This is a genomic window from Clostridium sp. AM34-9AC, from assembly GCF_003480225.1.
Lineage (GTDB): Bacteria > Bacillota > Clostridia > Lachnospirales > Lachnospiraceae > Acetatifactor > Acetatifactor acetigignens.
The window spans coordinates 90738-115218 of record NZ_QUIU01000007.1 but is presented as its reverse complement, the minus strand read 5'-3'; the positions used below and the strand labels follow the sequence as shown (position 1 = coordinate 115218).

Below are 24481 nucleotides of genomic sequence, written 5' to 3'. Positions count from 1 at the left end.
TCGTTTACAATATAACTCTGTCAAAAACAGGAAAAGAGAGGAAAACGTTATGATACCACAGGATCCCGTAATGTTATTAAGCTTTATAAATTTAAAACTCCGTGATTTCTACGGAAGCCTGAAACAACTCTGCGATGATCTGGATGTGAAGGAACAGGAGATCACAGATAAACTGGCAGCCATTGACTATCATTACGATGAAGAGAGGAATCAGTTTGTATAATACGAGCAGTACCAATCCCACAGGAAAAAAGGGAACCAGATGCCTGATCTGTACCGGTTGTGGCAGATGTCCAGGAGTGATCCGGGGGATGCAGGTGGTGACGGAAAAGCTGGAACTTCCTCCGTTAACATTACAAAATCCGGACGGTAAACGGCTGATGACTGTGGATATTGGTACCACTACCATTGCCATGCAGTTGTATGACATGACCGGTAAAGTGGTGGACAGCTTTCCCAGTGTGAATCCCCAGGTCAGCTATGGTGCCGATGTGCTCTCACGGATAGAGGCAGCAAAGGATCCGGGAAAAGCGGCAGATATGCAGAAAAAAGTCCGTGACCTCATGGAAAAAGGAGTGCAGCGTTTTTCCAAAAAGCTGCAGCCGCAGGAGACTCTGCAGATGGTCGTTGCGGCAAATACCACCATGACCTATCTGCTCATGGGCTGGAATCCGGAGGAACTGGGCAAAGCACCTTTTACAGTCAGTCATAGCGGCGCAGTGGAGACAGAAATTGCAGGAGTGGCCTGTCATATCATACCGGGATTGTCAGCCTTTGTAGGCGGCGATATCACTGCCGGAATATTGGCCAGTGGAATGCTGGAACAGGAGGCCTCCACCCTGCTCATCGATCTTGGAACCAACGGGGAGATGGCACTGGGAAACCGGCACAGATTACATGCCTGTGCCACGGCGGCTGGCCCTGCTTTCGAAGGCGGAGCCAACCGGGGCATCTGGGGCGCGGATATGGTGAGACTGTTACAAAAACTTCTGGAAGAGGGGCTGATGGACGGACAGGGTCTTTTGAAGGAACCTTATTTTACGAAAGGAGTCCGTATCGGCGATGTGTTGGTGACGAAGGAGTCCGTGCGTGCAGTGCAGCTGGCAAAAGGAGCCATTGCCGCAGGCATTGAGATTCTGGCGGACAGCTATGGCATAAGATTTTCGGACATTTCGAAAGTGGTGCTGGCGGGAGGATTCGGTTATTATCTGGATCCGAAGGCGGCTGTGGCTATCGGGCTGCTTCCGGAAGAACTGGCAGATTGCACGGTGACCGGCGGCAATACGGCACTGAGCGGTGCAGCCATGGTGGGCAGTCGGATCCTTACAGCAGGTGGAAAGCAAACGGCGGAAGGAACATTGCCAGATGGTGGGGATGACCTTCGAAAACGGCAGGAATTGCAGATACGTATCCTAAATCTGGCGGAGGAAGAGAAGTTCCCTGAGACCTTTCTGACGAAGATAAATTTTAACTAAAAATATACAAAAAGCGTAACAAATGACAGAAAATGTTGTTCCATTCTGGTAATTATTATGCTATAATTCTAAATATGTATAACAAGTACCGGAGGGTATTAAATGAGTACGAATGTTGAAAAACCAAAGAAATCTCTTTTTACGGTGAAAAAAGAGACGACTTCCGAAAAGAAGCCGAAGCCTGAAAAAGCAGTGAAGGGAAAGAAGGCATCTGCGGAGAAGAAGCAAAAGGCTCCGAAGCAGAAAAAGAGTGGAAAGAGCTCGAAACTGCTCAGCATCCGCAACAAGATCGTTGTATGTTTCCTGGTGCCTATTGTGTTTATGGTGATCATCGGTGTGTCAGCATACCAGAAATCCGCAGAAGGATTAAGCGAGAAATTCACCGATTCCACATTACAGACGATGCGTATGGCCACGGAAAATCTGAATATGAGCTGTGATTTTATCCGCTCAGAGGGTCTGAAATATGCTTACGATGATGATCTGCGGAAATATTTCCTGGGAATGTTCGAAGATAATCCCGTGGATAAGTTGAATTTCCTGACATCTACGAAGTCCAACCTTCTGTCGGTGCAGACCTCCAACCCGTTCATCAGCCACATGCACATTATTCCCAAGAAGGGAGTAAACCTTCTGTCCACTAAGCTTTCATCCGGTGTGGACGGTTTCCTGGATGAGTACAAGGAAGACGTGGCAAGCGGAGAAGGCAGAAGAAGTATCCCGCAGTGGATCGACAGTCATCCTGTACTGGATGAAAAGGTAACGGAGACCGAAAAAGATTATATTATGGCCTTCGAAATGATGAGCCAGTCGAACAATGCCTGCGTTGTCATCGATATCAAGCCTTCTGCTATTACGGATTTCATGGAAGAAATCGATATCGGAGACGGCAGTATCATCGGATTTGTAACTCCCGGAGGCAGAGAACTGGTTGTTGAGAATGTAGAAGAAGGAAAAGAAAGTGTCCTTCCGGAAGAGGGAAATGTATTCTCCGGACAGGAGTATTATACAGCTGTCATGGGTGAGGCAGTAGCGGATGCAGGTACTGCGGAGGTAGATTTCCAGGGTGAGAAGTATCTTTTCATTTACAGCCACAGTGCAGATATCGGCTTTACCACCTGTGCACTGGTACCTATGAGAGTAGTGACCAGTCAGGCTACCGAGATCCGCAACATGACCATCGGTCTGGTGATCCTGGCATGTGTGATCGTAGTGATCGTAGGTATCTTTATCACTGCAGGTATTGAGAATAACATGAGACGCATTTCCAGAAAGTTCGGTGATGTGGCGAAGGGTGATCTGACGGTTACCGTATCTGCCAAGGGACATGATGAGTTCCAGGATCTGGCAGGCTCGGCTACCAACATGATCACGAATACGAAGAAGCTGGTCAATCAGGTAAGCAATGCTACCGGAGAGCTGGAAGTGTCTGCACAGAACGTGGGACAGGCTTCTGAACTGATTCATGAGTATTCACAGGATATTACCCGTGCCATCGGTGAGATCAACGAAGGTATGGAAGAACAGTCCAGACATGCACAGGAGTGCGTGGAGAAGACCGATATCCTCTCCAATGAGATCCAGGAAGTCAGCCATGTGGTAGAACGTGTGGAGAAGCTGGTAGGCGAGACGGAAGGCATGATCAACAAGGGAATGGAGATCGTACAGGTACTGGGTGATCGTGCTGGCGAGACAACACAGATGACTGTGAAAGTGAGTGAGAGTATCGAATCTCTTCGCAAGGAATCTGAGATCATCAACAGTTTCGTAGCTACGATCACAGAGATCACAGAGCAGACCAACCTGCTGTCATTGAATGCTTCTATCGAGGCAGCCAGAGCGGGAGAGGCTGGACGAGGCTTCGCTGTAGTAGCAGAAGAGATCCGCAAGCTGGCAGATGATTCTGCAAAGGCAGCCGGCGAGATCCGCAACAATGTGGCCAACATTACAGCCCAGACCCAGAACAGCGTGGAGAGTGCAAGCCAGGCGAAAGCAATGGTAGAACTCCAGACCAAAGCTGTGGAAGAAGTGATCGCAGTATTCCGCGAGATGCAGGAGCGTATGGGCCAGCTGATCGAGGGACTGAAAGATATCGTGGTAAGCACGGAGAAGGCAGACGGTGAGCGTAGCGCTGCTGTGGCAGCCGTGAAGAATATCTCCGATATCATTGAAGAGACCGCAGGCAGTGCCGAGACCGTCAACGATGTGGCCAATAAGCTTCTGAACCATGTGGAGAAGCTGAGCACTACTGCAAGTGTACTGGATGAGAATATGGAAGGACTTAAGAATGAGATTTCCGTATTCAAGATCTGAGTATAAATAAAAAAGTAACATACAGAGGAGATCCGGGAGATGAGAGTCTCGGGTCTCCTTTTTTGCAAGCATGTTTTATTGCGGCAGCAGGAATGGTCACTTTTGAGAATGCATATATTTTCTGTGAAAGCGTGAAACGGACGGCTTGAAATGAAAAAAGTACTGGCGGGAATTCTGATCTTTGACATGCTTCTGGGAATCTTGTGTCTGTCAGTGGGAACGGAACGATACGCAGAGCAGAAGTCATATGGAACCTATATAGAAACAGACACCGGCGTGTGCGGGACATCAGGAGAACCGAAAAAGATCGCGCTGACCTTTGACGACGGGCCGCATCCGAAGTATACGGAACAGCTTCTGGATGGATTGAAGGAGCGGGGAGTGGTAGCTACTTTTTTCGTGACGGGAGAGAATGCGGAGAATTACCCGGACATTATCCGGAGAGAACAGGACGAAGGACATCTGATCGGGAACCATACCTATAGTCACATCCAGCTCACTTCCCGCAACCGGGAGACCTTTCGGGAGGAGCTGGTGCAGACCAATGAAATTCTCGAAGAAATCACAGGGGAGAAAATAAGCTTTGTCCGGCCGCCTTACGGCAGTTGGGACAAAAGCTTTGAGAAAGAACTGAATATGTTCCCGGTTCTGTGGAATATCGATCCTCTGGACTGGTGTTCCCACAATGCAGACTGTATTGCGTCCAAAGTGGTGGAGAAGGCGGGGGACGGCGATATTATTCTGATGCATGATTATTATGAGACTTCTGTCACCGCAGCACTGGAAGTAGTGGATATTCTGCAGAAAAGAGGCTTTCAGTTCGTAACGGTGGAGGAAATCCTGTTTGACTGAATCATTGTAAAACAAGAGCCACCTGAGTGATAAAATTCGCCGGATCCTTATGCTGGGGAGGACCTTCCAGATAAGTATGCCGTACCGTGCCTGACAGAGACAGATTCTGCGCAGCTGCGTAGGCAGACAGTTCTCTACGGGCATCCGGGAGTGATTCGTAACAGCCGTGATAGAAGATGCCGAGAGCTTTCTGCTCCGGCAGATGCACCACATGTTCTCCCTTGCTGGCAGGAGGTACGGAGATACAACAGGTGAATTCTTCAGGATGTTCCAGATTGTACTCAATGAAAAACATCCGCATACTGCTGTCGGAGCCGTACAGATGAATGGCTTCCATGAAGACCTCCCGCAGGAATTCTTTGCGTTCTTCCACTCCGTTAAAAGCCCCCTTGCGGCAGTACACCGTCTGGGCGGGGAGGGTAAGAAACTGTATCACGGAAGCAGCCGGGGACGCAGTACGTTGCTTTAACTTCTCAATACTCTGCGTCAGGTCGTCTCGTAAGGCTTCCAGACGTTCGATCAATGGTTCCAGATCCGTGGATCCATTATAATAGGAGGAGATCTCATCCAGGGACAGCCCTAAATTCTGCAGTACCCGGATGGAGCGGATCAGGGAGATGGAATCCGGGGTATAATAGCGATTCCCGGCAGTTCCTTCTTTTTTATCCGGAAGCAGGAGACCTTTGGCTTCGTAGTTCAATATGATTCTTCTGGTGATGCCGATCGCTTTGGAGACTTCTCCGATGGACATCAGTCTTTTTTCACTTTTTCCGTTTTCTTCGTTTGATGACATCAAAAATATGCCTTTCTCAAAATTATCCTTGCATCGTACATCGATGTACGGATATAATTATTGTAATAAGCGTAGAAAAACATGTCAAGACACATACGATAAAACGAATGAGCTGCATCGGTTTGTGCGGCAAAGGAAGAATCATGATAAAAGTAGCTTTTTGTGATGACGATCTGTCAGTACTTAAGGAATTAAGCGTTCTGATGGACAGATATCGGGTAGAACGGAATCAGGATATTACTTATGCAGCATTTCACAGTCCGCTGGAATTGCTGTCGGAAGTAGAGCGGGGGACCCGGCTGGATATTATATTTCTGGATGTTCTGATGCCGGGACAGGATGGAATCAGTGCCGCCAGAGAGATCCGTAAGTATGATACTTCGGTGAAGATCATTTATCTGACATCCTCTTCGGAATACGCTGTGGATTCCTATGAAGTGGGGGCCTATTTTTATCAGTTGAAGCCTATCTGGCAGGAGAGCTTCTACCGATTGATGGATTCGGTACTCAGGGAGTGCCTCAAGAATGAAAAGAACAGTCTGATCCTGCGATGTAAGACGGGAATCACAAGGCTGGAACTGGACAAACTGAAGTATTGCGAGGTAACGGGGAGGAATCTGCTGCTTCACAAAGAGGACGGAGAAGTACTGGACAGCGTTGGTAAACTGGACGATTTGTGCGAACAGTTGAAGGATTATGAATGCTTTGTCCGTTGCCACAGGTCATATATGATCAATATGGATTATGTAAAGAGCATATCTAACAAAGCAGTGATCCTGTCGGACGGTACCCAGATCCCGATTCCGCATGGAAAATATTCGGAACTGAAAGACAAATTTTTTTCCTATTTCTTTCGTAAAAACCAGACATTTTTAGCATAAAACGACCGGAGAATTTTTTCTCCGGTCGTTTCATGTCATATTTGGGTCGATTGGTGTCAAAAACGGTCATAAATGGAAAAAATAAGGTACACTATCTTCAGACAACAGAGAACTGTTGTAAGAAGGAGGAAACCATTATGAAGAAAAAATATTTTGCATGCGCAATGGGACTGGTACTGGCATTGTCTTTGACAGCCTGCGGTGAGGAAGAGGTAATTGTGGAGAACACCAACGAAGAAGTGACCCAGGAAGTACAGACCCAGGAAGTACAGACCCAGGAAGTGGCAGAAGCTCCCACAGAGACTGTAGCAGAGACAGGTACAGAAGCAGAGGGCGGTCCCCTGTTACAGGTGGCAGTTATGGAAATCCCGGATCTGAGTGGTACAGAATGGAACTTTGCCGGCGGTATGATCGATGGTGTTGAGATGGAGGAAGAGGATCTGAACGCAACACTGGAGACTTATGGCGGTACCTTACAGCTTGTATTTGGTGAAGACGGTGCAGTTACCATGGTACAGGGCGGCGGAAATGCAGAAGGTACTTATGAGTATTCCGATGACAACACAGCTATCAAGATGACACTTGATTTTGGTGGAACAGAGGTTACCTATGCCGGATTTTTGTCTGAGGTGGGAGATACTGTAACACTGATCGCTATGTCTGATATGAATGGTTATGACGGACTTTATTTTGTACAGTAAGATAGTTTGAAAAGATCTTAAAAAGACGAAAAGGGGAGGGAGAGTTAACGATGGAAATTGTGATTATCGTGTTGCTGCTTGCCTCCCTTTTTGGTGTCTGGCTATTGTCGGTGCGGCGTAAGCTGGAGACACAGGAAGAAAATATCCGGAATGCCATGTACCAGACTCTGGTACAGCTCTCCGCAGAGCGGGAGGCACTGGAAGGATTGGCGGAGTTTCTCGGACAGACCATGGATGCGGAGACTTTCCGCAGAATGAAACATTCGCTGGAGAGTGCACAGACTGCCGGAGAGGCCGGACTGCCGGAATGGGTGGCAGAACAACAGAGAGAATTATTGAGAGTACAGAAAAAAATTGCAGAGATCTCGGAAAGCATGCCGCTTTTGCAGGCACAGGAGACTTATCAGAAGTACTGGAAAGCAGCAAAAAGCTATGAACATATGGTGGAGACCAGTGGACTGATTTATAACGATTCCGTGGAAAACTACAATAGTATGCTTCACAGAATACCGGATCGTATCGCAGCGGGAATCTGCGGATTTCACCGGAAAAAGTTAATTGAGATCATGTAATCCATATATTCTTAAGGAGGGTAAAACGATGGGATTATTTACAAACAACAAAAAGTTATGTTCAATCTGCGGAAGTCCGACACCGAGACTGCTGGCATCCGCGGTGGAGGGGCAGAATCTCTGTAAGGAATGTGCAGCCAAGATCGATCTGCCGGATGGTGTGTTGAATTCCATGACGCTGGATGATTTCCGGGAATATATCAAGTGTTATGATGCCAACAAGCCGCTGCGTGACAGTTTCACGGAGACTTACCGTTATGACTTCGGCTTTTTCAAGGGCAGTCTGCTGCTGGATATGGATCATCAGCTACTGCGGCTGGGAGTCGTTGACACGGCATTTGCATTGGAGCCCTCCGACATTAAGTCCTTCCGTATTCTGGAGGACGGCGAGGTATTGTACGAAGGAGAAAAGGGGAACTTCCGGAGCTGCAAGAGTGATATCAAGGAACGTTTAAATGAGTTAAAGCCCAGGATCGACGAATACAGAATGCTGCGTCATCAGTATGAGATGATGGAGGAAATGCGTCGCAGTATGGATGAGAACAACCGGAGAGATGACAGAAGAGAAGATCTGGATCACAGAGATTACAGAGATCGTGTAAACGAGCCGGACTTTAATATTCCGAATCCGGTGGAGAAATTCGCTGTGGAGATCACACTGGATCATCCTTACTGGAAGAGTTTCTACAAAGAGACAGGAGCACCGAAGTTCGATTCCAATCAGCCCAGCACCATCGACTATCTGGATGATTATACCCAGAAGACAGAAGGACTGCATGCACTGGCACAGAACCTGATGCAGATCATCGATCCGCAGGCACAGGAACAGGTAATCGATCCCCACGCCTCAACCCGGAGTACGCAGAGTGCACCGCAGGCCGCACCGGTACAGGCAGAGGATCCCACCGTGGCACTGCCTAAGTATAAGGCACTGCTGGATGCAGGTGTCATTACGGCAGAGGAATTCGAAGCGAAGAAGAAACAGCTGCTGGGACTGTAAACCTGATTTTACAAGAATACGGATTGGAGGAAACAGATGAAAAAGATATTACAGAGAATCGGACTGCTGGCAGCGGCGGTGCTGCTGCTGTGGGGTTGGCAGGGGATGAATGCTAAGGCGGACGATTATACGGGAAACTGGACAGTTGATAGAACCGGATTAAAAAACTGTCATATAATGCTAAGTACTATGATAGATAGTAAAATGTATGATTGTTTTTCTATATACCCGGGAGATGACAGTTATAATGGAAAAGAATATTGGTTTTTGACAGCACCGAAAGTTGTATATTCTACGGATGATGTTAATGAAATAGAAGCAAGTGCAACCTATGACAGCGTTCAACAATGTTATTATTATCGGCTTCCAAATCATGGAACAGGTAAAATAGTTATGACAGGTGAAGCAGTCAATCTGGAATTTCATTCTAGCTTGTCGGAACCGGCACAGTTGGTTTCAAATGATGAGAAATCTTATTTTTTGTATGATTTAAAAATAAATTCATATTATGATTTTTCTAAAGTAAATGTTTCATTTAATTTCTATGATGGAGCGGGTTACCGTGCAGATGACATTTTTGATGCAAAAATCATAAATTATAGTGAAGATAACAGAACTGCAACAGTGAAGATTAGCTATAAAACAGAAAACTGTGCCAAAGTGGCGGGATATAAGGTGTATGCAAAAGCAGTATATGATGATCCACAAGGGGATGAACATAGGGAAACAGATATAATGTCGTTTAATGTTGGCACAGTTGATCGGACAATCTCCAGTCTGGACATGGTAGTCACCCCACCGGTAGCCGGACAGCTCTTACCTAAAAAATGGCAGATTAATACGGAAGGAATTACTGATGTTACGAAGAACAGTATTTTGTGGTTGAAAGAGGGAAATGAGAATGAGGCGGCAATCGGCAATGCTGAACCGAACACAACGTATTATGCAATTCTGACCTTGGTTGCAGAACGTGGCTATAAATTCAATCATGACAGCATCTGGATTGTCACAAATCCACAAGTGGAGTATACGTCAATTGACTTAGCTGAGGGACGGTATCTGACATTGAAATATACCTTTACAACGGGAGAGATTACAAATACTACAGATAATACAGATACATCAGCTTCTGACAGTGGTACCGATGACAGCCAGGAAGATCCCTATAAGATCATCGAAGGCACCAAGGGTACCTGGAACGGCAGCACCACGGAAGGCCTGACCATCCGCGGCGATGGTGATTTTGCTAAATTCGCCGGTGTCCGTGTAGACGGCAACTGGATCCCCAGTGCCCACTACGAAGCAAAATCAGGTTCCACTATCGTGACCCTGAAGCCTTCCTACCTGGCATCCCTGTCAGAGGGTGAACATACTGTGGACATCATGTGGATCGATGATTCCGCCAGCACCACATTTACAGTAGCTGCAAACACCGCAGCTGCACAGCCGGAGCTGGACAGCGTGCCCAAGACCGGAGAAGGTGTGATGGGATGGATGCCCGAGGTACTGCTGTTTGCAGCTGCAGGTCTGGTGACATTCGGCGGACTTCTCTGCAGACGTAGTAAAATTCAACTTTAAAGGGAAAAACCACATAAAGATTGTGTAAAAAGTAGATATATTTTTAAATTGACGAGCACATGGCTGTTGGATATACTATAACTGTATCGCGTTTTAAACGACGTGATACGGAAAGCAGGATCCGACAGCCATGAGCAGTTTACAAAAGAAAGAAACATTATTAATCGTTGATGATTCAAAATTTCAAAGAGTAGTGATCAGACAGTCTCTCGGGGAGCATTTTAACTTCGCAGAGGCTGTTTCCGGTGAAGAATGTCTTACGATCATGGAGAAGGAAAGCGATGCCATTGATCTGGTGCTGCTGGATCTGGTCATGCCGGGGATCGACGGCTTTGAAGTACTGCGCCGCAGACAGAATATGGAGGGCTTCAAGGACACGCCGGTTATCGTTCTGACGAATACGGAATCGGTGTCTTCCCAGTCGGAAGCATTTGCACTGGGGGCGGATGAATTCATTATCAAACCGGTAGATACCCGGATAGCGCTTACCCGCATCAACAATACACTGGGGGTAAAACGCAGGTTACAGAATAGCAGAGATGAGCAGAAGGCCTGGAAGACAAAGTCGCAGATCGACGAGATGACCAGTCTGTTCAACAAGATGACAGTAGAGAAGCTGATCACGAAGACTCTGACAGAACATGAGGATGGTCTGCATGCTCTTATGGTGATAGATATCGATAATTTCAAATCCATAAATGATGTATACGGTCATACTATGGGAGACCATGTGATCAGCGTCATTGCAGGAGTCATTTCTTCACAGTTCCGCAGCACAGATTATGTGGGACGTATGGGTGGAGATGAGTTCGCAGTATTGATGGGAGACATTCCGTCCAAAGAGATCGCACTGATCAAGGCAGAGAATCTGGTCAACCTCGTAAAATATAAAGAGAACTTATCCATACCGGAAAATATATCCATCAGTGTGGGAATAGCATTTTCCGATCCAGAGGATCATTGCTACTATGATCTTTCGGCAAAAGCAGATCAGGCATTGTATGTATCCAAGAAGTCGGGAAAAGGACGCTACAGTGTATATGGCGAAGAAAACCATGAGCAGAGCAGAAAACAGCTGGCTATAGTGTGGTCCGGGTCCCGAAATGTCACCAGTATGATAGAATTTGCGTTGCCGGATTCCGTACAGCTGAAACAGGTGGATTCCGTGGAAATGATCAGAGAGTGTATGGAGGAAGCGGCGGAAGAGGGAATTCTGGCTCTTGTGGTGGATGTATCGGAAGAAGAGGATCAGGGACAGGCACGCTGGCAGGAACTTCGGAAAGTACAGACGGAACAGACATTTCCGACCATCGCAATCTGTAGGGAAGGCAATCTGAAACAGATGAAAAATGCCCTGGAGACCGAAGTAATCCAGGATCTTTTGCTGGCTCCGCTGGAAGCAAATGCATTGAAGCGGCGTGTGAAGATCTGGATGCAAAATTGCAAGCTGCGATAAACTTTGTTATAATTGACTGGAGCATATCTTAGAATGTGCTTCAGTCTTTTGGTATCTTTGCAATAGAAACAGAGGATGTAATATTATGGATTTGTTTGAATACATGAGAAGCACCAATATGGAAAAGGAAGCTCCACTGGCGGCCAGAATGCGTCCCAGAACCTTGGATGAGGTCGTGGGGCAGGAGCATATTATCGGCAAGGACAAGCTTCTGTATCGTGCCATCAAGGCGGACAAGATCAGCTCCATCATTTTCTATGGACCGCCCGGTACCGGCAAAACGACGCTGGCGAAAGTCATTGCCAATACTACCAGTGCTGAATTTCAACAGATTAATGCCACAGTGGCGGGCAAAAAGGATATGGAAGAAGTGGTGGCAAAGGCGAAGGAACTGCAGGGAATGTACAGGAAGCGTACAATTCTGTTCATTGACGAGATCCACCGTTTTAATAAAGGACAACAGGATTATCTGCTCCCGTATGTGGAGGACGGTACGATCATTCTCATAGGAGCTACTACAGAGAATCCCTATTTTGAAGTCAACGGCGCTCTGATCTCCCGCTCGGTGATCTTTGAATTGAAGCCGATTCCGAGGGAAGCCATCAAAGAGCTTTTGAAAAAAGCAGTCTACGATACAGACCGGGGAATGGGAGCCTACAACGGCACCATAGACGAGGATGCACTGGATTTTCTGGCAGATATCTCCGGCGGCGATGCCAGACATGCACTGAATGCTATTGAACTGGGCATCATGACCACAGAACCGGGACCGGATGGCAAGATCCATATTACGCTCGACGTGGCACAGCAGTGTATCCAGAGGAGAGCGGCGAGATACGATAAAAACGGTGACAACCACTACGATACGATTTCTGCATTTATCAAGAGTATGCGGGGGTCAGATCCGGATGCGGCAGTATATTATCTGGCAAGGATGTTAAATGCTGGCGAAAGCGTTACTTTTATTGCAAGACGTATTATGATCTGTGCATCGGAGGATGTGGGCAATGCGGATCCCCAGGCACTGGTAATGGCAGTGAATGCTTCTCTGGCGGTGGAGCGGGTAGGCATGCCTGAGGCGCAGATCATTCTGGCGCAGGCAGTGACTTATATTGCTACAGCACCCAAGAGCAATCGTAGCTGCGAAGCGGTATTTCAGGCGATGCAGGAAGTACAGGCCACAGGAGATCTGCCGATCCCCGCACACTTGCAGGATGCACATTATAAAGGAGCAGCAAAATTGGGACGCGGAACAGGATATAAATATGCACATGATTACCCGAATGACTATGTGGAACAGCAGTATCTGCCCTATGAATTAAGTGGCAGGGAGTTCTATCAGCCCTCGGGTAACGGTTATGAGGTGAAGATCAGAGAGCATATGGCGAGAATCAAAAAAGAAGCCGCAGAGGCTTCTTCTAAAAACAAAGAATCATAAAATCAGGTACCTGATTGCGGGATTAGAACAACTCCGTAATCAGGTATTTGTATATTTCCTGATTTTTTTTCTGCCAGTTGTCGCAGATAGCAGCCGCAGTTTCTTCCACGGGAACGGATAAGGTGATGTCCACCAGATTGATACCGCGGTCTTTTGCTACCAGATGAGCCTCGTATTCACCGGAGGTGGATTTATAATAATCCCCCAGCACAGAGACTTCGTTGCGCAGGGTGAACTCGTTTTCCTGAAAATAGCTGTCAATTTCCTGCTTGATGGTATCACCGATGCGGTTCTCGAAGAAATTCAGAGTTTCCTTGCCCTCGGCAGTGATGGACAGGTGGGTCCGGTTGCGGATCGACTGGGTGGCGATCATTCCGGCATCCGTCAGTTCATTGATGACCTGCTGCAGGGTCAGGAAGTTCGTGTATTCCTTTCCAAGGATAAAATCGCTGACCTGTGCGGCCGTGAGAGGGAAAGTCACACGGTTCAGCATGTAGAGAACGATAAGTTTATATAAAGTAAGCGGATCTTGTAACATAATGGGATAACAGCCTTTCTAATGTTTATCTTTATTTATTGCTTCATAAAGGTCACCCTGACGGATGCCCTGCTCTTTCATACGGTGGTGCAGTGAGTTCAGTACCTTTCGTTTGTCCAGACTCCATTTCGGAGCAATCAGCAGATCTTTTGGCCCATCACCGGTGACCCGGTGGATCACGATGTCCGGAGACAGGTGGGCGAGGCAGGAGACCAACAGATCCAGATAATGTTCCGGAGTCAGTGCCTCAAATATTCCCTTTTCATAATCCTTTGCCAGATCGGTATTTTTTAAAATATGCAGTAACTGGAGCTTGATGCCAAAGGGAGCAATATGGTTTAAGTATTTCATGGTTTCCAGTACCTGTCGGTCGGTCTCTCCGGGGAGTCCCAGAATCGTATGGACGATAAAAGGGATTTTGAGTGTCTTCAGCTTGGTACAGGCTTTCTCAAAGCAGGACAGGGGATAGCCTCTGCGGATATAGTGGGCAGTCTCTTCGTGGATTGTCTGTAATCCCAGTTCGATCCAGAGGAATTTGTCCGGATATTCGCCTTTTAATTTTGCAAGCAGAGCCAGTACTTCCGGCCCCAGACAATCCGGCCTGGTGGCAATGGAGATGCCGCAGACTTTGGGATGGCTCAGGGCAGAACGATACACCTCTTCCAGATAGGGGAGAGGTGCATAAGTGTTGGTGTATGCCTGAAAATAGGCGATCAGGTCATGACCGGTCACTTTATCACCGAATTTTGCCATGCCTTCCGCAATCTGTTCCTCCATAGTCTTCTCGGCAATGTCCACAGCAAAGTCACCGCTGCCGCCGGAGCTACAGAAGATACAGCCCCGAGTGTCCAGAGTTCCGTCCCGATTGGGACAGGACATCCGGGCATTCAGGGCTATTTTATAGCATTTATGGTGAAACATATTTTTGCAATAGGAATCCAGAGAGTAGTAGGGCTTGCCGTGCCAGTCTCTCACAATGCTGTCCGAACACATTAGCGGATGTGGCTCTTTACAGCGTTTGCTACAACTTCGGCTACCTGGGGATCAAATGCTTCCGGCATGATATTGTCATCGGAGAGCTTGTCTGCGGGTACCAGACCGGCAATGGCTTCGGCAGCGGCCAGTTTCATCTCTTCGGTGATCTGGGTAGCACGACCTTCCAGAGCACCCTTGAAGATACCGGGGAAAGCGACCACATTGTTCACCTGATTGGGAAAATCACTGCGTCCGGTTCCTACGACACGGGCACCGGCAGCCTTGGCTACATCCGGCATGATCTCGGGAATGGGATTCGCCATGGCAAACAGGATGGAATCGCGGTTCATGGAAGCTACCATCTTGGGAGTGACAATGTTCGGAGCGGAAACACCGATGAAGATATCGGCACCTTTCAGAGCATCGGCCAGAGAGCCGGTCTCGTTGTTTAAGTTAGTCACTTCGGTCATCTTTTTCTGCATCCAGTTCAGGCCTTCGGTATCTCTGGAGACAATACCTACCTTGTCACACATGATGATATTGGGGAAACCGTAGGTCAGAAGCAGTTTGGTGATAGCCACCCCGGCGCTTCCGGCACCGTTTACCACTACGCGGCAGTCTTCCTTTTTCTTACCGACTACCTTCAGGGCGTTGATGACACCGGCCAGAACGACGATGGCAGTACCGTGCTGGTCATCATGGAATACGGGGATGTCCAGAATCTCCTTCAGACGTTCCTCAATTTCGAAACAACGGGGAGCACTGATGTCTTCCAGATTGATTCCGCCGAAGCCGGGAGCCAGATAGGTCACAGCCTTGATGATCTCTTCGGTATCCTGGGTGTCCAGACAGATGGGGACAGCATTTACATTACCGAATTCTTTGAAGAGGACTGCCTTGCCTTCCATAACGGGCATGGCTGCGTAGGGACCGATGTTGCCAAGACCAAGAACCGCGCTTCCGTCGGAGACAACGGCTACGGTGTTGGCCTTCATGGTGTATTTGTAAGCAGCTTCCTTGTCCTGGGCGATTACTTTGCAGGGCTCCGCAACACCGGGAGTATAAGCAATAGCCAGATCCTCACGGGTCTTGACGGGAGTCTTGGACACGGTCTCCAGTTTACCGTTCCATTTTTCATGCATCAGTAACGCTTTTTCATTGGTTGTCATGACAATACCTCTCTTATTTTTTGTTTGGTCATTACTTCATATAATCATGGATGATTTGCCGGATACGAAATCCGGACGCTATTCATAATGATATAATAGAATCGATATCTTCGCAAGGATTTAGCACCACTTTTACAAAAAATAAAATTTTTATTTTGGGACTTCCTATTTGGAAAGAAATGTATTATAATGGCTTCAGATGCAGTTTTAATATCTTTTTATTCAACTGACATGTCGAATGTAAATCGGATGTAATTCCCCTTAGTTAACAGTTTTATAGTAAATCTTATTTCCATAGGAGGGTATATGAGAGAAAAATATGAATCACTTGCATTAGTTCAGTTAAAGGAGCTGGCAAAAGTACGTGGCCTGAAGGGAACTTCCACAATGAAAAAGGCAGATTTGGTAGAAGCTATGCTTGCAGAAGATGAGCGCCTGAAAAAAGAGGAAGAAGCTAAGGCAGCGGAAGAGAAACAGGAGGCTGCCAAGAGCGAAGAGGCAGAGAAGCCGGAGAGAACAGAACGCCCTGTCAGACAGGAGAGGAATTACAGACAGGACAGATATGATAGACAGGATAGAAATGACAGAAACTATCGGACAGACCGTACCGAGCGTACGGATCGTGCAGAACGCACTGACCGTTCCGAAACCGGTACAGAGATGGTCGGCGTAAGAAGTGAAGCTTACACCAGAGAGCGTACCTTCAATCCGAATAACGTGGCATACGATGAGAGCCAGTATCCCAAGGAACTGGACAGCGGTATCGAAGCCAGCGGTATCTTAGAGGTTATGCCGGATGGTTACGGATTTATCCGTTGCGAGAATTATATGCCCGGTGAGAACGATGTGTATGTGGCTCCCAGCCAGATCCGCCGTTTCGGACTGAAGACCGGTGATATCCTGAAGGGCAACAAGAGAATCAAGACCCAGCAGGAGAAGTTCAGTGCACTGCTGTTCGTCAAGAGCATCAACGGTTATACAGTGGAAGAGTCAGCCAAGAGAATGGCATTCGAGGATATGACGCCGATCTTCCCGGATGAGCGCATCAAGATGGAGACTCCCGGCTGCAGCGTGGCTATGAGAGTCATGGATCTGGTAAGCCCTGTCGGTAAGGGACAGCGTGGTATGATCGTATCCCCGCCCAAGGCTGGTAAGACCACACTGTTGAAGGAAGTGGCAAAGTCTATTTTGAACGGTAACCCCAAGATGCACATGCTGATCCTGCTGATCGATGAGCGTCCCGAGGAAGTTACCGATATTAAGGAAGCAATCCACGGAGACAATGTGGAAGTGATCTATTCCACCTTCGATGAGCTTCCCGAGCACCACAAGAGAGTATCAGAGATGGTGATCGAGCGTGCAAAGCGTCTCGTAGAACATAAGAAGGATGTCGTGATCCTGCTTGACAGTATCACCCGTCTGACCAGAGCGTACAACCTGGTGGTTCCCCCCAGCGGACGTACTCTGTCCGGTGGTCTCGATCCCGCCGCACTCCACATGCCCAAGAGATTCTTCGGTGCAGCCCGTAATATGCGTGAGGGAGGAAGCCTGACCATTCTGGCCACCGCACTGGTAGAGACCGGAAGCAAGATGGATGATGTGGTATACGAGGAATTCAAGGGAACCGGTAATATGGAAATGGTTCTGGACAGAAAGCTGTCCGAGAAACGTATTTTCCCGGCTATCGATCTGGCAAAATCCGGCACCAGAAGAGAGGATCTGTTGCTGACACCGGAAGAACTGGAAGCCATCAATATCATGCGTAAGGCCCTGAATGGCTTAAAGCCCGACGAAGCTACCGACCGCATCCTTGATATGTTCTCCCATACCCGCAATAATGTGGAATTTGTGAATATGGTGAAGAAGAACCGGTTTATCTAGGCAAGAGATAGAAAATTGACAAAAATTGGAAATAATGGCAGAATATATACCTTTACGATGTGCTATAATTGTGCTACAATTATGACATAAAGGAGGTGCTATTATGCCATTGATCATGCCAATCAGAGATTTGAGAAAAACAAGTGAAATATCCGAATTAGCACATACAAAGCAGGAACCGATTTTTATTACTAAGAATGGCTACAGCGATCTGGTAGTGATGAGCGCAGAACTTTATGAGCGTTTTGCACGAATTCATAAAATCGACCAGGCCATCTGTGAGGCGGAAGAGGAAGTTGCTGCGGGTGCGGATACGATGGATATGGATGTCGCAATGGAAAGGCTAGACAAAAAATATTATGGTTAAATACCATATAAAGTTGTATCCGAGAGCATATCGTGATATGGAAGAAATCTACAGGTATATCGCCATAGAAAAACAGGTTCCGGAAAATGCAAAAGCACAAACAGACAGAATTTGGAGAGCGATAAAAAAACTGGAGACTTTTCCCGGTTCACATCAGGATAGATTAGAGGGTAAGTATGCCGGAAAGGGGTATAAACAGCTTCTGGTCGATAATTATATGGCAATTTATAAGATTGATGAGACTGAAAAAACAGTTTATGTCATTACAGTGCAATATCAGGGGAGAAATATGTAAAAATAGGTCTTGCGTCGTGTAAACTCTTATGGTACAATAATACCGCTGTTTGTGGTTCCATAAGCAGTGAGGATGAGAACAAGAACTTATACACGACATTTTTATAGAGAGGTGAAAGAAATGAAAGAAGGAATCCATCCCGCTTACTACCAGGCAACTGTAACCTGCAACTGTGGTAACACATTTGTAACCGGCTCCACCAAGCCCGAGCTTCACGTAGAAGTTTGCTCCAAGTGTCATTCATTCTACACTGGCCAGCAGAAGTCTGCAAGAACCGATGGCCGTATTGATAAGTTCAATAAGAAATACGGTGTTAAATAAGATTGCAAGCGAAAGGTTGAGGTATTCTTATCTCAACCTTTTCTTGTCGTATAGGAAACTATGTTCCTATTTAATACTGCATTTATAAGGATGAGGTTTTATGGCTAGAAGAAAGAGTCGTTATTCCGGTATCGGCGGACAGGCCGTGCTGGAAGGCGTTATGATGAAAAATAAAGAGAAGTATGCGGTAGCGGTCCGCAAGCCGGACGGCGAGATTGAAGTGGAAGTGGAGACATATCAGGGTCTGGCTCACGGAGGTAAGTTCAAGGAGCTTCCCTTTATCCGTGGTATCTTTAATTTTCTGGATTCCCTGATCCTGGGAACCAGAGCATTGAATTATTCCGCTTCCTTCTATGAAGAAGAGGAAGGCAAAGAAACGAAATTCGATAAGGCGATGGACAAGATGAGCGGTGGCAACGGAGAAAAGCTGCTGTCCGGTATTGTGACGGTGATCTCTATTATGTTGGCAGTAGGCATCTTTATCGTATTGCCGTATTTCATTTCCTCTCTGTTTGAGAGCTTTATCCGCAACCGCTCCCTGATGGCGATTATTGAGGGTGTGATCCGTATTGCTCTGTTTTTGCTGTATGTATGGGGCATCAGCGCCATGAAGGATATCCGCAGGCTGTACCAGTATCATGGGGCGGAGCACAAATGCATCAACTGTATCGAGAAGGGCAGACCCCTTACGGTGCACAATGTGATGCGCAGCTCCAGACTGCACAAACGTTGCGGTACCAGCTTCATTTTCTTTGTTATGCTGGTAAGTATTGTGCTGTTCTTCTTTATCCAGGTGGATAATGTGGCGGAGAAAGTGATCCTTCGTATTCTGCTGATGCCGGTTGTGGCCGGAATTTCCTACGAGATCATCCGTCTGGCCGGACGCACGGATAATGTGTTTATTAAGATCCTGTCTGCTCCCGGTATGTGGATCCAGCGTATGACCACCAGGGAACCCGATGAGAGCATGGCAGAGGTAGCCATCGCTTCCGTAGAAGCTGTGTTCGACTGGAAGAAATATTTACAGGATACCTTCGGTTACGAAGTGGATGAGAGCTGGATGAAGGACGATGCATCCGCAGAACCAGAGGATTAAGATGACCTATCGGGAATGCTATGAAAAAGGCTGTCTGGCTTTGCAGACAGCGGGAATCGAAGAAGCCACACTGGATGCGAGACTTCTGCTGGAAGCGGTATGCGGTACGAATCGTAATGATCTGCTGGTGCACGGGGAACAGTCGGTGACACCGGAAGCGGAAGAGAAATATCTTGGCTGGATCGGACAGCGGGCGGAGCACATTCCGCTGCAGCAGCTGACCGGGGAGCAGGACTTTATGGGACTGACCTTTGCCGTCAATGAGCACGTACTGATCCCGAGACAGGATACGGAGATTCTGGTGGAGGAAGTATTGAAGGAACTCCATGACGGAATGCGGGTGCTTGACATGTGTACGGGATCCGGATGTATTCTGTTAAGCCTTCTGCATTACAGCAATGCCTGTGAAGGACTGGGTGTGGATTTGTCTGCAGATGCGCTGGAAGTGGCAGAGCAAAATGCGGAGACGCTTTTGGATGCGGCGAACGCAGATCGGGTTCATTTTTTACAGAGTGACCTGTTTGACAAGGTGGAGGGAAAATTCGAGATCATCGTGTCGAATCCGCCTTATATCGCCAGTGCGGAAGTGGAGAAGCTGATGCCGGAGGTACGGGATCATGAACCCAGGATGGCACTGGACGGTACGGAGGATGGTTTACATTTTTACCGCCGTATCATCGAAGAAGCAGGAAAACATCTGGTGAGCAGTGGAATGCTCTTTTTTGAGATCGGATATGACCAGGGACAGGCTGTATCGGAACTGATGCGCACCGAAGGGTACCGCGAGGTACAAGTGGTGCAGGATTATGCCGGTCTGGACCGGGTAGTTTTTGGAACGTATGTAACAGTTCAGCCCGCACCATTCGTAAAGTCGCGCTGACACGCTTTCCGTCACTTCGTGACTACCTTTGCTCATAAACCTGGCGCTTAGTTCATGAACATATTCGTTCACAAAATCATGCAAGCATGATTTTTGCTCTCCAATATGTTCATGGCTGAACTGTTACAACTTATATTGAGAGGAATTAGTTATGTTTGACAAGTTAGAAGATTTATTGATTCGTTTTGAAGAGATCATGGGCGAACTGCATGAACCCACGGTCACGAATAACCAGGAACGTTTCCGCAAGCTGATGAAGGAGCAGAGTGATCTGACACCTATCGTGGATGCGTATACAGAGTACAAAAAGTGCAAGCAGGATATTGAAGATTCCCTTTCCATGCTGGAAGAGGAAAAAGACGAAGAAATGCGTGACATGATCAAGGAAACTCTGAATGACAGCAAGAAGCGTGTGGAAGAACTGGAGCAGGAACTGAAGATCCTGTTACTGCCCAAGGATCCTAATGATGACAAGAACGTAATCGTGGAAATCCGTGCAGGTGCCGGCGGCGATGAGGCTGCTCTGTTTGCAGCGGAGATCTATCGTATGTATGTGCATTATGCCGAGAAGCAGCGTTGGAAGGTAGAGCTGATCAACGTGGATGAGATCGGTATCGGTGGCATGAAGGAAGTGCAGTTCACCATCAGTGGGCAGGGCGCATACTCCAAGATGAAGTATGAGAGCGGTGTACACCGTGTACAGCGTGTGCCGGAGACCGAGAGCGGCGGACGTATCCATACTTCTACCATCAGTGTGGCGGTGATGCCTGAAGTAGATGATGATATAGATATCGTCATCGAGGATAAGGATATCCGTATCGATGTCATGAGAGCATCCGGTAACGGCGGTCAGTGTGTCAACACCACCGACTCCGCAGTACGTCTGACCCACTATCCTTCTGGAATCGTGGTATACAGCCAGACAGAGAAGTCCCAGATCCAGAACAAGGCGAAGGCATTTGCACTGTTGAAATCCAAGCTGTATGACATTGAGCAGCAGCAGAGACACGATGCGGAAGCAGAGATGCGCCGCAGCCAGATCGGTACCGGAGACCGTTCGGAGAAGATCCGTACCTACAACTTCCCCCAGGGTCGTGTCACCGACCATCGTATTGGTCTGACCCTGTATAAGTTAGACAAGATCATGAACGGAGATATCGAAGAGATCATCGATGCCTGCATCGCAGCCGACCAGGCAGCCAAGCTGGCTAAGATGAATGAGGAATAAGAGAAGAAGCTGATAAAGGGCGGACTTTGGCGGTGCCAGGGTTCGCCTTTTATGATATAATGAGCCTCAAGGAAAAACAAGTGGCTGCAAGCAGACATTTGTTTTTCTGGGCTCATTAGCGAACGAATATCCTGCGAAGCAGGATGTAGAGTGCGATAGCACGAATTCGTGAGCTTATGATACAATAAAGAGAAGCAGCAAATATGAACAAAGGAACAGCAGAAGGAGAGAAACAAATGACCGTAGCAGAAGCAATACGTGAATATGTCAATGAAACCGAAGGTCTGGAGTTCTATGAGCAGGAGCCGGAAAAGGGTCTGGGGATCCTGGTAAAGGGAGATAATTCCTATATGGAGACGATCATGAACCTGACCAAATATTTCGACGATCACAATGTGGATGATGTGAATATGGAACTGGAGGGTATGTACGTGGAATGCCAGGGGGATGATACTATTGTGTATTTCCCGGAACTGGAGGCGCAACTATGAAAAAACACATCCTGTGCATTGGAGACTCGAATACTCACGGGCTTTGCACCGATCCGTCGGAGAACGCTGACCACGGCAGCAGGTATAATGAAGAAGAGCGCTGGACCTGTCTGCTGCAAAAGGCACTGGGCGAAGAGTATCTGGTCATTGAAGAGGGCCAGAGCGGCAGAACCTGTGTGTATGAGGATCCGGCCATGGATTCGGTGAATCTGCTGCCGGTACTGCATGCGCTGCTGAACAGCCATGAGCCGCTGGATCTGCTGATCCTGATGTTGGGAACCAATGATGCCAAGAAAAAATTTGGCACGGATGCGAAGAAGATTACCAAAGGAATGCAGATCCTTGTGGAAGAGGCAAAGTCTGTTCCCTGCTGGGGGGCGGACGGACCGAAGATCCTGATCGTGGCACCGGTTCCTATTGAAGAAGGAGTGACCTATCCTGAATTTGCCCCGGACTGTGTGGAGACCACGAAAGCGCTGGCCAGAGAATATGCTTTTCTGGCGGTGGCAGAGCAGGTGGATTTTCTGGATGCGGGAGGCTGTGAACTGACGAAGGCAGATCACGTACATCTGACAGCCAAGGGGCACAGACAGTTGGCGGAGCGGATGGAAACGGCTGTGCGGGAGATTCTGGAAGCCCCGGAAGCGGAAGGCGAAGGGGGAAAAGAGAACGATGAGGCAGAGGAGATCGTAACGGCAAAAGAGGCAGATCTGCCCAGAATCCTGGAGATATATGACATCGCCAAAGCCTACATGCGTGCAAACGGCAATCCCAACCAGTGGAACGGAGCCTATCCGGATCCGGAGACGCTGCGGACAGACATTGAGAAACAGCGGCTATATGTGTATAAAAAGGACGGACGCATCCACGGGGTATTCATGCTTTTACTGGAGGAGGAACCGACCTATGCTTATATCGAGGGCGGCAGCTGGCGGGAGGAGACACCTTACGGAACAATCCATCGTCTGGCAGGAGATGGGGAAGTGAAGGGACTGTTTGCAAAATGTGTTGCCTTTTGTGAGAAGAAAGTACCTTACCTGCGTGCGGATACCCATTTTGACAATCACACCATGCAGCACTTATTAGAGAAGAACAGCTTCGAACGCAGAGGCATTATTTACCTGAAAAACGGAGATCCACGCATCGCCTATCAGAAATAATGCACAACACCTGACTGATTTCTTATGAGCAATATTCACGAAAATAATCAGAAACGCCGAAAGATACTGACATTTCGGCGTTTTTTCTGTTAAAATATGGGTATACTATTGGTAGTAAACGGAAATTGTGTTTTCAATTTTCTGCAATGGGCAGAGGAAAGGAAGGTCAAGGTGTTTCAGAAGGGCGAACGTGTAGTATGTGGCAGTAAGGGCGTTTGCGTGGTGGAAGAGATCACGACATTGGATATTGCAGGAGTAGACAAGAAGAGAGAGTATTATATTTTAAAACCTCTGTATCTGTCTTCCAGTACGGTATATATTCCGGTGGATACGGCAGAAGGTTCCATGCGGAAAGTGCTTGCACATGAGGAGGCGGAGAGTCTGATCCGACAGATTCCGGAGATCCCGCTGATCACCATTGCCAATGACAAACTGCTGGAGCAGGAATATAAGAATTGTCTGAAGGCCTGTAACTGCCAGGATCTGATCCGGATTATCAAGACCATCTACCTGCGCAAGCGGGCCAGAGAAAAGGCGGGACGCAAGGAGACGGCGGTGGATGCCAGATATTTTCGGATCGCAGAGGACCAGTTGTACGGAGAGCTGGCGGTGGCACTGGATATGTCCAGAGAAAATGTGGAAAGCTATATAAATACCTCTTTACAATCCGTGTGAAAAGGTCTATGATATCAACATAAGTCCTAAAGCAACAGAAATTTATGATTATTTAAGATCAGAAAACGTTGAAGAGAAGAGTAGGAAGCAGTGAAGGCACCAGAGAGAACCGCCCTGTCGGAGACAGGCGCTGTGAGCGGTTTTGCCGGATGCGGACGAAGACCGTCTCGGAGTGGCTTTAATACAGCCCGGCAGCTCCCGTTATGAGCAAATGAGTGGCAGTTATCTTTAGATAATTGCAATCAGGGTGGAACCGCGTGTGATACGTCCCTTGCAGATTGTTGCAAGGGACTTTTTTGTGACTATTCAGCAAAGCTCTGAAAGAGCGATTTCGCAAATGGAGGTT

General features: G+C 47.7%; 25 protein-coding genes. 21 read left to right on the top strand and 4 right to left on the bottom strand.

Translation table 11 applies throughout. The features are described 5' to 3' along the window. Positions 1–49: 49 nt before the first annotated feature. The 4 genes from DW835_RS06095 to DW835_RS06080 all read left to right on the top strand — a co-directional run bounded on the left by DW835_RS06095 (position 50) and on the right by DW835_RS06080 (position 4640). A complete protein-coding gene (locus DW835_RS06095) occupies positions 50–223 on the top strand; it encodes a DUF4250 domain-containing protein (RefSeq protein WP_022312824.1) in 174 nt (57 codons plus the stop codon). Next, positions 216–1475, top strand: a complete 1260-nt coding sequence (locus tag DW835_RS06090; RefSeq protein WP_172594769.1) for an ASKHA domain-containing protein — start codon at positions 216–218, stop codon at positions 1473–1475. The genes DW835_RS06095 and DW835_RS06090 overlap by 8 nt, the downstream gene beginning before the upstream one ends. A gap of 102 nt (positions 1476–1577) precedes the next feature. Then, positions 1578–3788 (top strand): methyl-accepting chemotaxis protein, encoded by a 2211-nt coding sequence (locus DW835_RS06085; RefSeq protein ID WP_118539651.1) that lies wholly within the window; start codon positions 1578–1580, stop codon positions 3786–3788. 150 nt (positions 3789–3938) lie between these two features. Next, the gene (locus tag DW835_RS06080) at positions 3939–4640 is read left to right on the top strand and encodes a polysaccharide deacetylase family protein (RefSeq protein ID WP_181968730.1); all 702 of its coding nucleotides are present in this window, start codon (positions 3939–3941) and stop codon (positions 4638–4640) included. A 1-nt stretch (position 4641) separates the two neighbouring features. Here DW835_RS06080 and DW835_RS06075 read toward each other — a convergent pair whose 3' ends face one another. Beyond that, positions 4642–5433 carry a MerR family transcriptional regulator gene (locus DW835_RS06075; protein WP_117466585.1) on the bottom strand — a complete coding sequence of 264 codons (792 nt, stop codon included), beginning with the start codon at positions 5431–5433 and terminating at the stop codon, positions 4642–4644. Between the two features lie 143 nt (positions 5434–5576). Between DW835_RS06075 and DW835_RS06070 the strand changes: the two genes are divergently transcribed. From DW835_RS06070 to DW835_RS06040, 7 genes are all read left to right on the top strand, one after another. Continuing rightward, positions 5577–6314, top strand: coding sequence for a LytTR family DNA-binding domain-containing protein (locus DW835_RS06070; protein ID WP_022312819.1), 738 nt, complete (start codon positions 5577–5579; stop codon positions 6312–6314). Positions 6315–6451: 137 nt separating this feature from the next. Further along, on the top strand, positions 6452–7015 hold the full coding sequence (locus DW835_RS06065) for a hypothetical protein (RefSeq protein WP_118504267.1): 564 nt from the start codon (positions 6452–6454) through the stop codon (positions 7013–7015). Positions 7016–7065: 50 nt separating this feature from the next. Continuing rightward, a complete protein-coding gene (locus DW835_RS06060) occupies positions 7066–7587 on the top strand; it encodes a LemA family protein (RefSeq protein WP_022313028.1) in 522 nt (173 codons plus the stop codon). A gap of 28 nt (positions 7588–7615) precedes the next feature. Then, positions 7616–8587, top strand: a complete 972-nt coding sequence (locus tag DW835_RS06055) for an SHOCT domain-containing protein (protein WP_118730841.1) — start codon at positions 7616–7618, stop codon at positions 8585–8587. Positions 8588–8623: 36 nt separating this feature from the next. Then, a complete protein-coding gene (locus tag DW835_RS06050) occupies positions 8624–10165 on the top strand; it encodes a hypothetical protein (protein WP_118668228.1) in 1542 nt (513 codons plus the stop codon). Between the two features lie 130 nt (positions 10166–10295). Continuing rightward, positions 10296–11621 (top strand): diguanylate cyclase, encoded by a 1326-nt coding sequence (locus DW835_RS06045; RefSeq protein WP_118730840.1) that lies wholly within the window; start codon positions 10296–10298, stop codon positions 11619–11621. An 85-nt stretch (positions 11622–11706) separates the two neighbouring features. Next, positions 11707–13059 (top strand): replication-associated recombination protein A, encoded by a 1353-nt coding sequence (locus DW835_RS06040; RefSeq protein ID WP_118730839.1) that lies wholly within the window; start codon positions 11707–11709, stop codon positions 13057–13059. Between the two features lie 22 nt (positions 13060–13081). On the opposite strand, the gene DW835_RS06035 is transcribed toward DW835_RS06040, so the two are convergent. The 3 genes from DW835_RS06035 to DW835_RS06025 are packed head-to-tail and all read right to left on the bottom strand — an operon-like array spanning position 13082 to position 15741. Continuing rightward, a complete protein-coding gene (locus DW835_RS06035; protein WP_022312765.1) occupies positions 13082–13597 on the bottom strand; it encodes a DUF4364 family protein in 516 nt (171 codons plus the stop codon). Between the two features lie 18 nt (positions 13598–13615). Next, positions 13616–14590 carry a TIGR01212 family radical SAM protein gene (locus DW835_RS06030; RefSeq protein ID WP_118504271.1) on the bottom strand — a complete coding sequence of 325 codons (975 nt, stop codon included), beginning with the start codon at positions 14588–14590 and terminating at the stop codon, positions 13616–13618. Continuing rightward, a complete protein-coding gene (locus DW835_RS06025; protein WP_117568617.1) occupies positions 14590–15741 on the bottom strand; it encodes an NADP-dependent malic enzyme in 1152 nt (383 codons plus the stop codon). Before DW835_RS06025 ends, DW835_RS06030 begins: the two co-directional genes overlap by 1 nt. Positions 15742–16047: 306 nt before the next feature. Here DW835_RS06025 and rho point away from each other — a divergent pair, with 306 nt between their 5' ends. The 10 genes from rho to DW835_RS05970 all read left to right on the top strand — a co-directional run bounded on the left by rho (position 16048) and on the right by DW835_RS05970 (position 24135). After that, positions 16048–17622 carry a transcription termination factor Rho gene (rho, locus tag DW835_RS06020; protein WP_118504273.1) on the top strand — a complete coding sequence of 525 codons (1575 nt, stop codon included), beginning with the start codon at positions 16048–16050 and terminating at the stop codon, positions 17620–17622. A gap of 103 nt (positions 17623–17725) precedes the next feature. Continuing rightward, entirely contained in the window at positions 17726–17989 is a 264-nt protein-coding gene (locus tag DW835_RS06015) for a type II toxin-antitoxin system prevent-host-death family antitoxin (RefSeq protein ID WP_022312769.1), read from the top strand. Then, positions 17982–18284 (top strand): type II toxin-antitoxin system RelE/ParE family toxin, encoded by a 303-nt coding sequence (locus DW835_RS06010; RefSeq protein WP_118504275.1) that lies wholly within the window; start codon positions 17982–17984, stop codon positions 18282–18284. The genes DW835_RS06015 and DW835_RS06010 overlap by 8 nt, the downstream gene beginning before the upstream one ends. A gap of 120 nt (positions 18285–18404) precedes the next feature. Then, entirely contained in the window at positions 18405–18605 is a 201-nt protein-coding gene (gene rpmE, locus DW835_RS06005; RefSeq protein ID WP_022153877.1) for a 50S ribosomal protein L31, read from the top strand. 100 nt (positions 18606–18705) lie between these two features. Further along, the gene (locus tag DW835_RS06000; protein WP_118504277.1) at positions 18706–19701 is read left to right on the top strand and encodes a DUF1385 domain-containing protein; all 996 of its coding nucleotides are present in this window, start codon (positions 18706–18708) and stop codon (positions 19699–19701) included. Between the two features lies 1 nt (position 19702). Continuing rightward, positions 19703–20581, top strand: a complete 879-nt coding sequence (prmC, locus tag DW835_RS05995; protein WP_118504279.1) for a peptide chain release factor N(5)-glutamine methyltransferase — start codon at positions 19703–19705, stop codon at positions 20579–20581. Positions 20582–20732: 151 nt separating this feature from the next. Continuing rightward, positions 20733–21809 carry a peptide chain release factor 1 gene (gene prfA, locus DW835_RS05990; RefSeq protein ID WP_118504281.1) on the top strand — a complete coding sequence of 359 codons (1077 nt, stop codon included), beginning with the start codon at positions 20733–20735 and terminating at the stop codon, positions 21807–21809. Between the two features lie 203 nt (positions 21810–22012). After that, positions 22013–22300, top strand: a complete 288-nt coding sequence (locus DW835_RS05985) for a hypothetical protein (RefSeq protein ID WP_118730838.1) — start codon at positions 22013–22015, stop codon at positions 22298–22300. After that, entirely contained in the window at positions 22297–23460 is a 1164-nt protein-coding gene (locus tag DW835_RS18690; RefSeq protein WP_347559357.1) for a GDSL-type esterase/lipase family protein, read from the top strand. Before DW835_RS05985 ends, DW835_RS18690 begins: the two co-directional genes overlap by 4 nt. A 96-nt stretch (positions 23461–23556) precedes the next feature. Continuing rightward, positions 23557–24135, top strand: coding sequence for a CarD family transcriptional regulator (locus DW835_RS05970; RefSeq protein WP_022313537.1), 579 nt, complete (start codon positions 23557–23559; stop codon positions 24133–24135). Positions 24136–24481: the final 346 nt, after the last annotated feature.

Bases quoted from the DNA above. Each gene is read 5' to 3' on its own strand.
- DW835_RS06095 (WP_022312824.1), top strand. From the start codon at position 50: ATGATACCACAGGATCCCGTAATGTTATTAAGCTTTATAAATTTAAAA.
- DW835_RS06085 (WP_118539651.1), top strand. From the start codon at position 1,578: ATGAGTACGAATGTTGAAAAACCAAAGAAATCTCTTTTTACGGTGAAA.
- DW835_RS06080 (WP_181968730.1), top strand. From the start codon at position 3,939: ATGAAAAAAGTACTGGCGGGAATTCTGATCTTTGACATGCTTCTGGGA.
- DW835_RS06075 (WP_117466585.1), bottom strand. From the start codon at position 5,433: ATGTCATCAAACGAAGAAAACGGAAAAAGTGAAAAAAGACTGATGTCC.
- DW835_RS06070 (WP_022312819.1), top strand. From the start codon at position 5,577: ATGATAAAAGTAGCTTTTTGTGATGACGATCTGTCAGTACTTAAGGAA.
- DW835_RS06065 (WP_118504267.1), top strand. From the start codon at position 6,452: ATGAAGAAAAAATATTTTGCATGCGCAATGGGACTGGTACTGGCATTG.
- DW835_RS06060 (WP_022313028.1), top strand. From the start codon at position 7,066: ATGGAAATTGTGATTATCGTGTTGCTGCTTGCCTCCCTTTTTGGTGTC.
- DW835_RS06055 (WP_118730841.1), top strand. From the start codon at position 7,616: ATGGGATTATTTACAAACAACAAAAAGTTATGTTCAATCTGCGGAAGT.
- DW835_RS06050 (WP_118668228.1), top strand. From the start codon at position 8,624: ATGAAAAAGATATTACAGAGAATCGGACTGCTGGCAGCGGCGGTGCTG.
- DW835_RS06045 (WP_118730840.1), top strand. From the start codon at position 10,296: ATGAGCAGTTTACAAAAGAAAGAAACATTATTAATCGTTGATGATTCA.
- DW835_RS06040 (WP_118730839.1), top strand. From the start codon at position 11,707: ATGGATTTGTTTGAATACATGAGAAGCACCAATATGGAAAAGGAAGCT.
- DW835_RS06035 (WP_022312765.1), bottom strand. From the start codon at position 13,597: ATGTTACAAGATCCGCTTACTTTATATAAACTTATCGTTCTCTACATG.
- DW835_RS06030 (WP_118504271.1), bottom strand. From the start codon at position 14,590: ATGTGTTCGGACAGCATTGTGAGAGACTGGCACGGCAAGCCCTACTAC.
- DW835_RS06025 (WP_117568617.1), bottom strand. From the start codon at position 15,741: ATGACAACCAATGAAAAAGCGTTACTGATGCATGAAAAATGGAACGGT.
- rho (WP_118504273.1), top strand. From the start codon at position 16,048: ATGAGAGAAAAATATGAATCACTTGCATTAGTTCAGTTAAAGGAGCTG.
- DW835_RS06015 (WP_022312769.1), top strand. From the start codon at position 17,726: ATGCCATTGATCATGCCAATCAGAGATTTGAGAAAAACAAGTGAAATA.
- DW835_RS06010 (WP_118504275.1), top strand. From the start codon at position 17,982: ATGGTTAAATACCATATAAAGTTGTATCCGAGAGCATATCGTGATATG.
- rpmE (WP_022153877.1), top strand. From the start codon at position 18,405: ATGAAAGAAGGAATCCATCCCGCTTACTACCAGGCAACTGTAACCTGC.
- DW835_RS06000 (WP_118504277.1), top strand. From the start codon at position 18,706: ATGGCTAGAAGAAAGAGTCGTTATTCCGGTATCGGCGGACAGGCCGTG.
- prmC (WP_118504279.1), top strand. From the start codon at position 19,703: ATGACCTATCGGGAATGCTATGAAAAAGGCTGTCTGGCTTTGCAGACA.
- prfA (WP_118504281.1), top strand. From the start codon at position 20,733: ATGTTTGACAAGTTAGAAGATTTATTGATTCGTTTTGAAGAGATCATG.
- DW835_RS05985 (WP_118730838.1), top strand. From the start codon at position 22,013: ATGAACAAAGGAACAGCAGAAGGAGAGAAACAAATGACCGTAGCAGAA.
- DW835_RS18690 (WP_347559357.1), top strand. From the start codon at position 22,297: ATGAAAAAACACATCCTGTGCATTGGAGACTCGAATACTCACGGGCTT.
- DW835_RS05970 (WP_022313537.1), top strand. From the start codon at position 23,557: ATGGGTATACTATTGGTAGTAAACGGAAATTGTGTTTTCAATTTTCTG.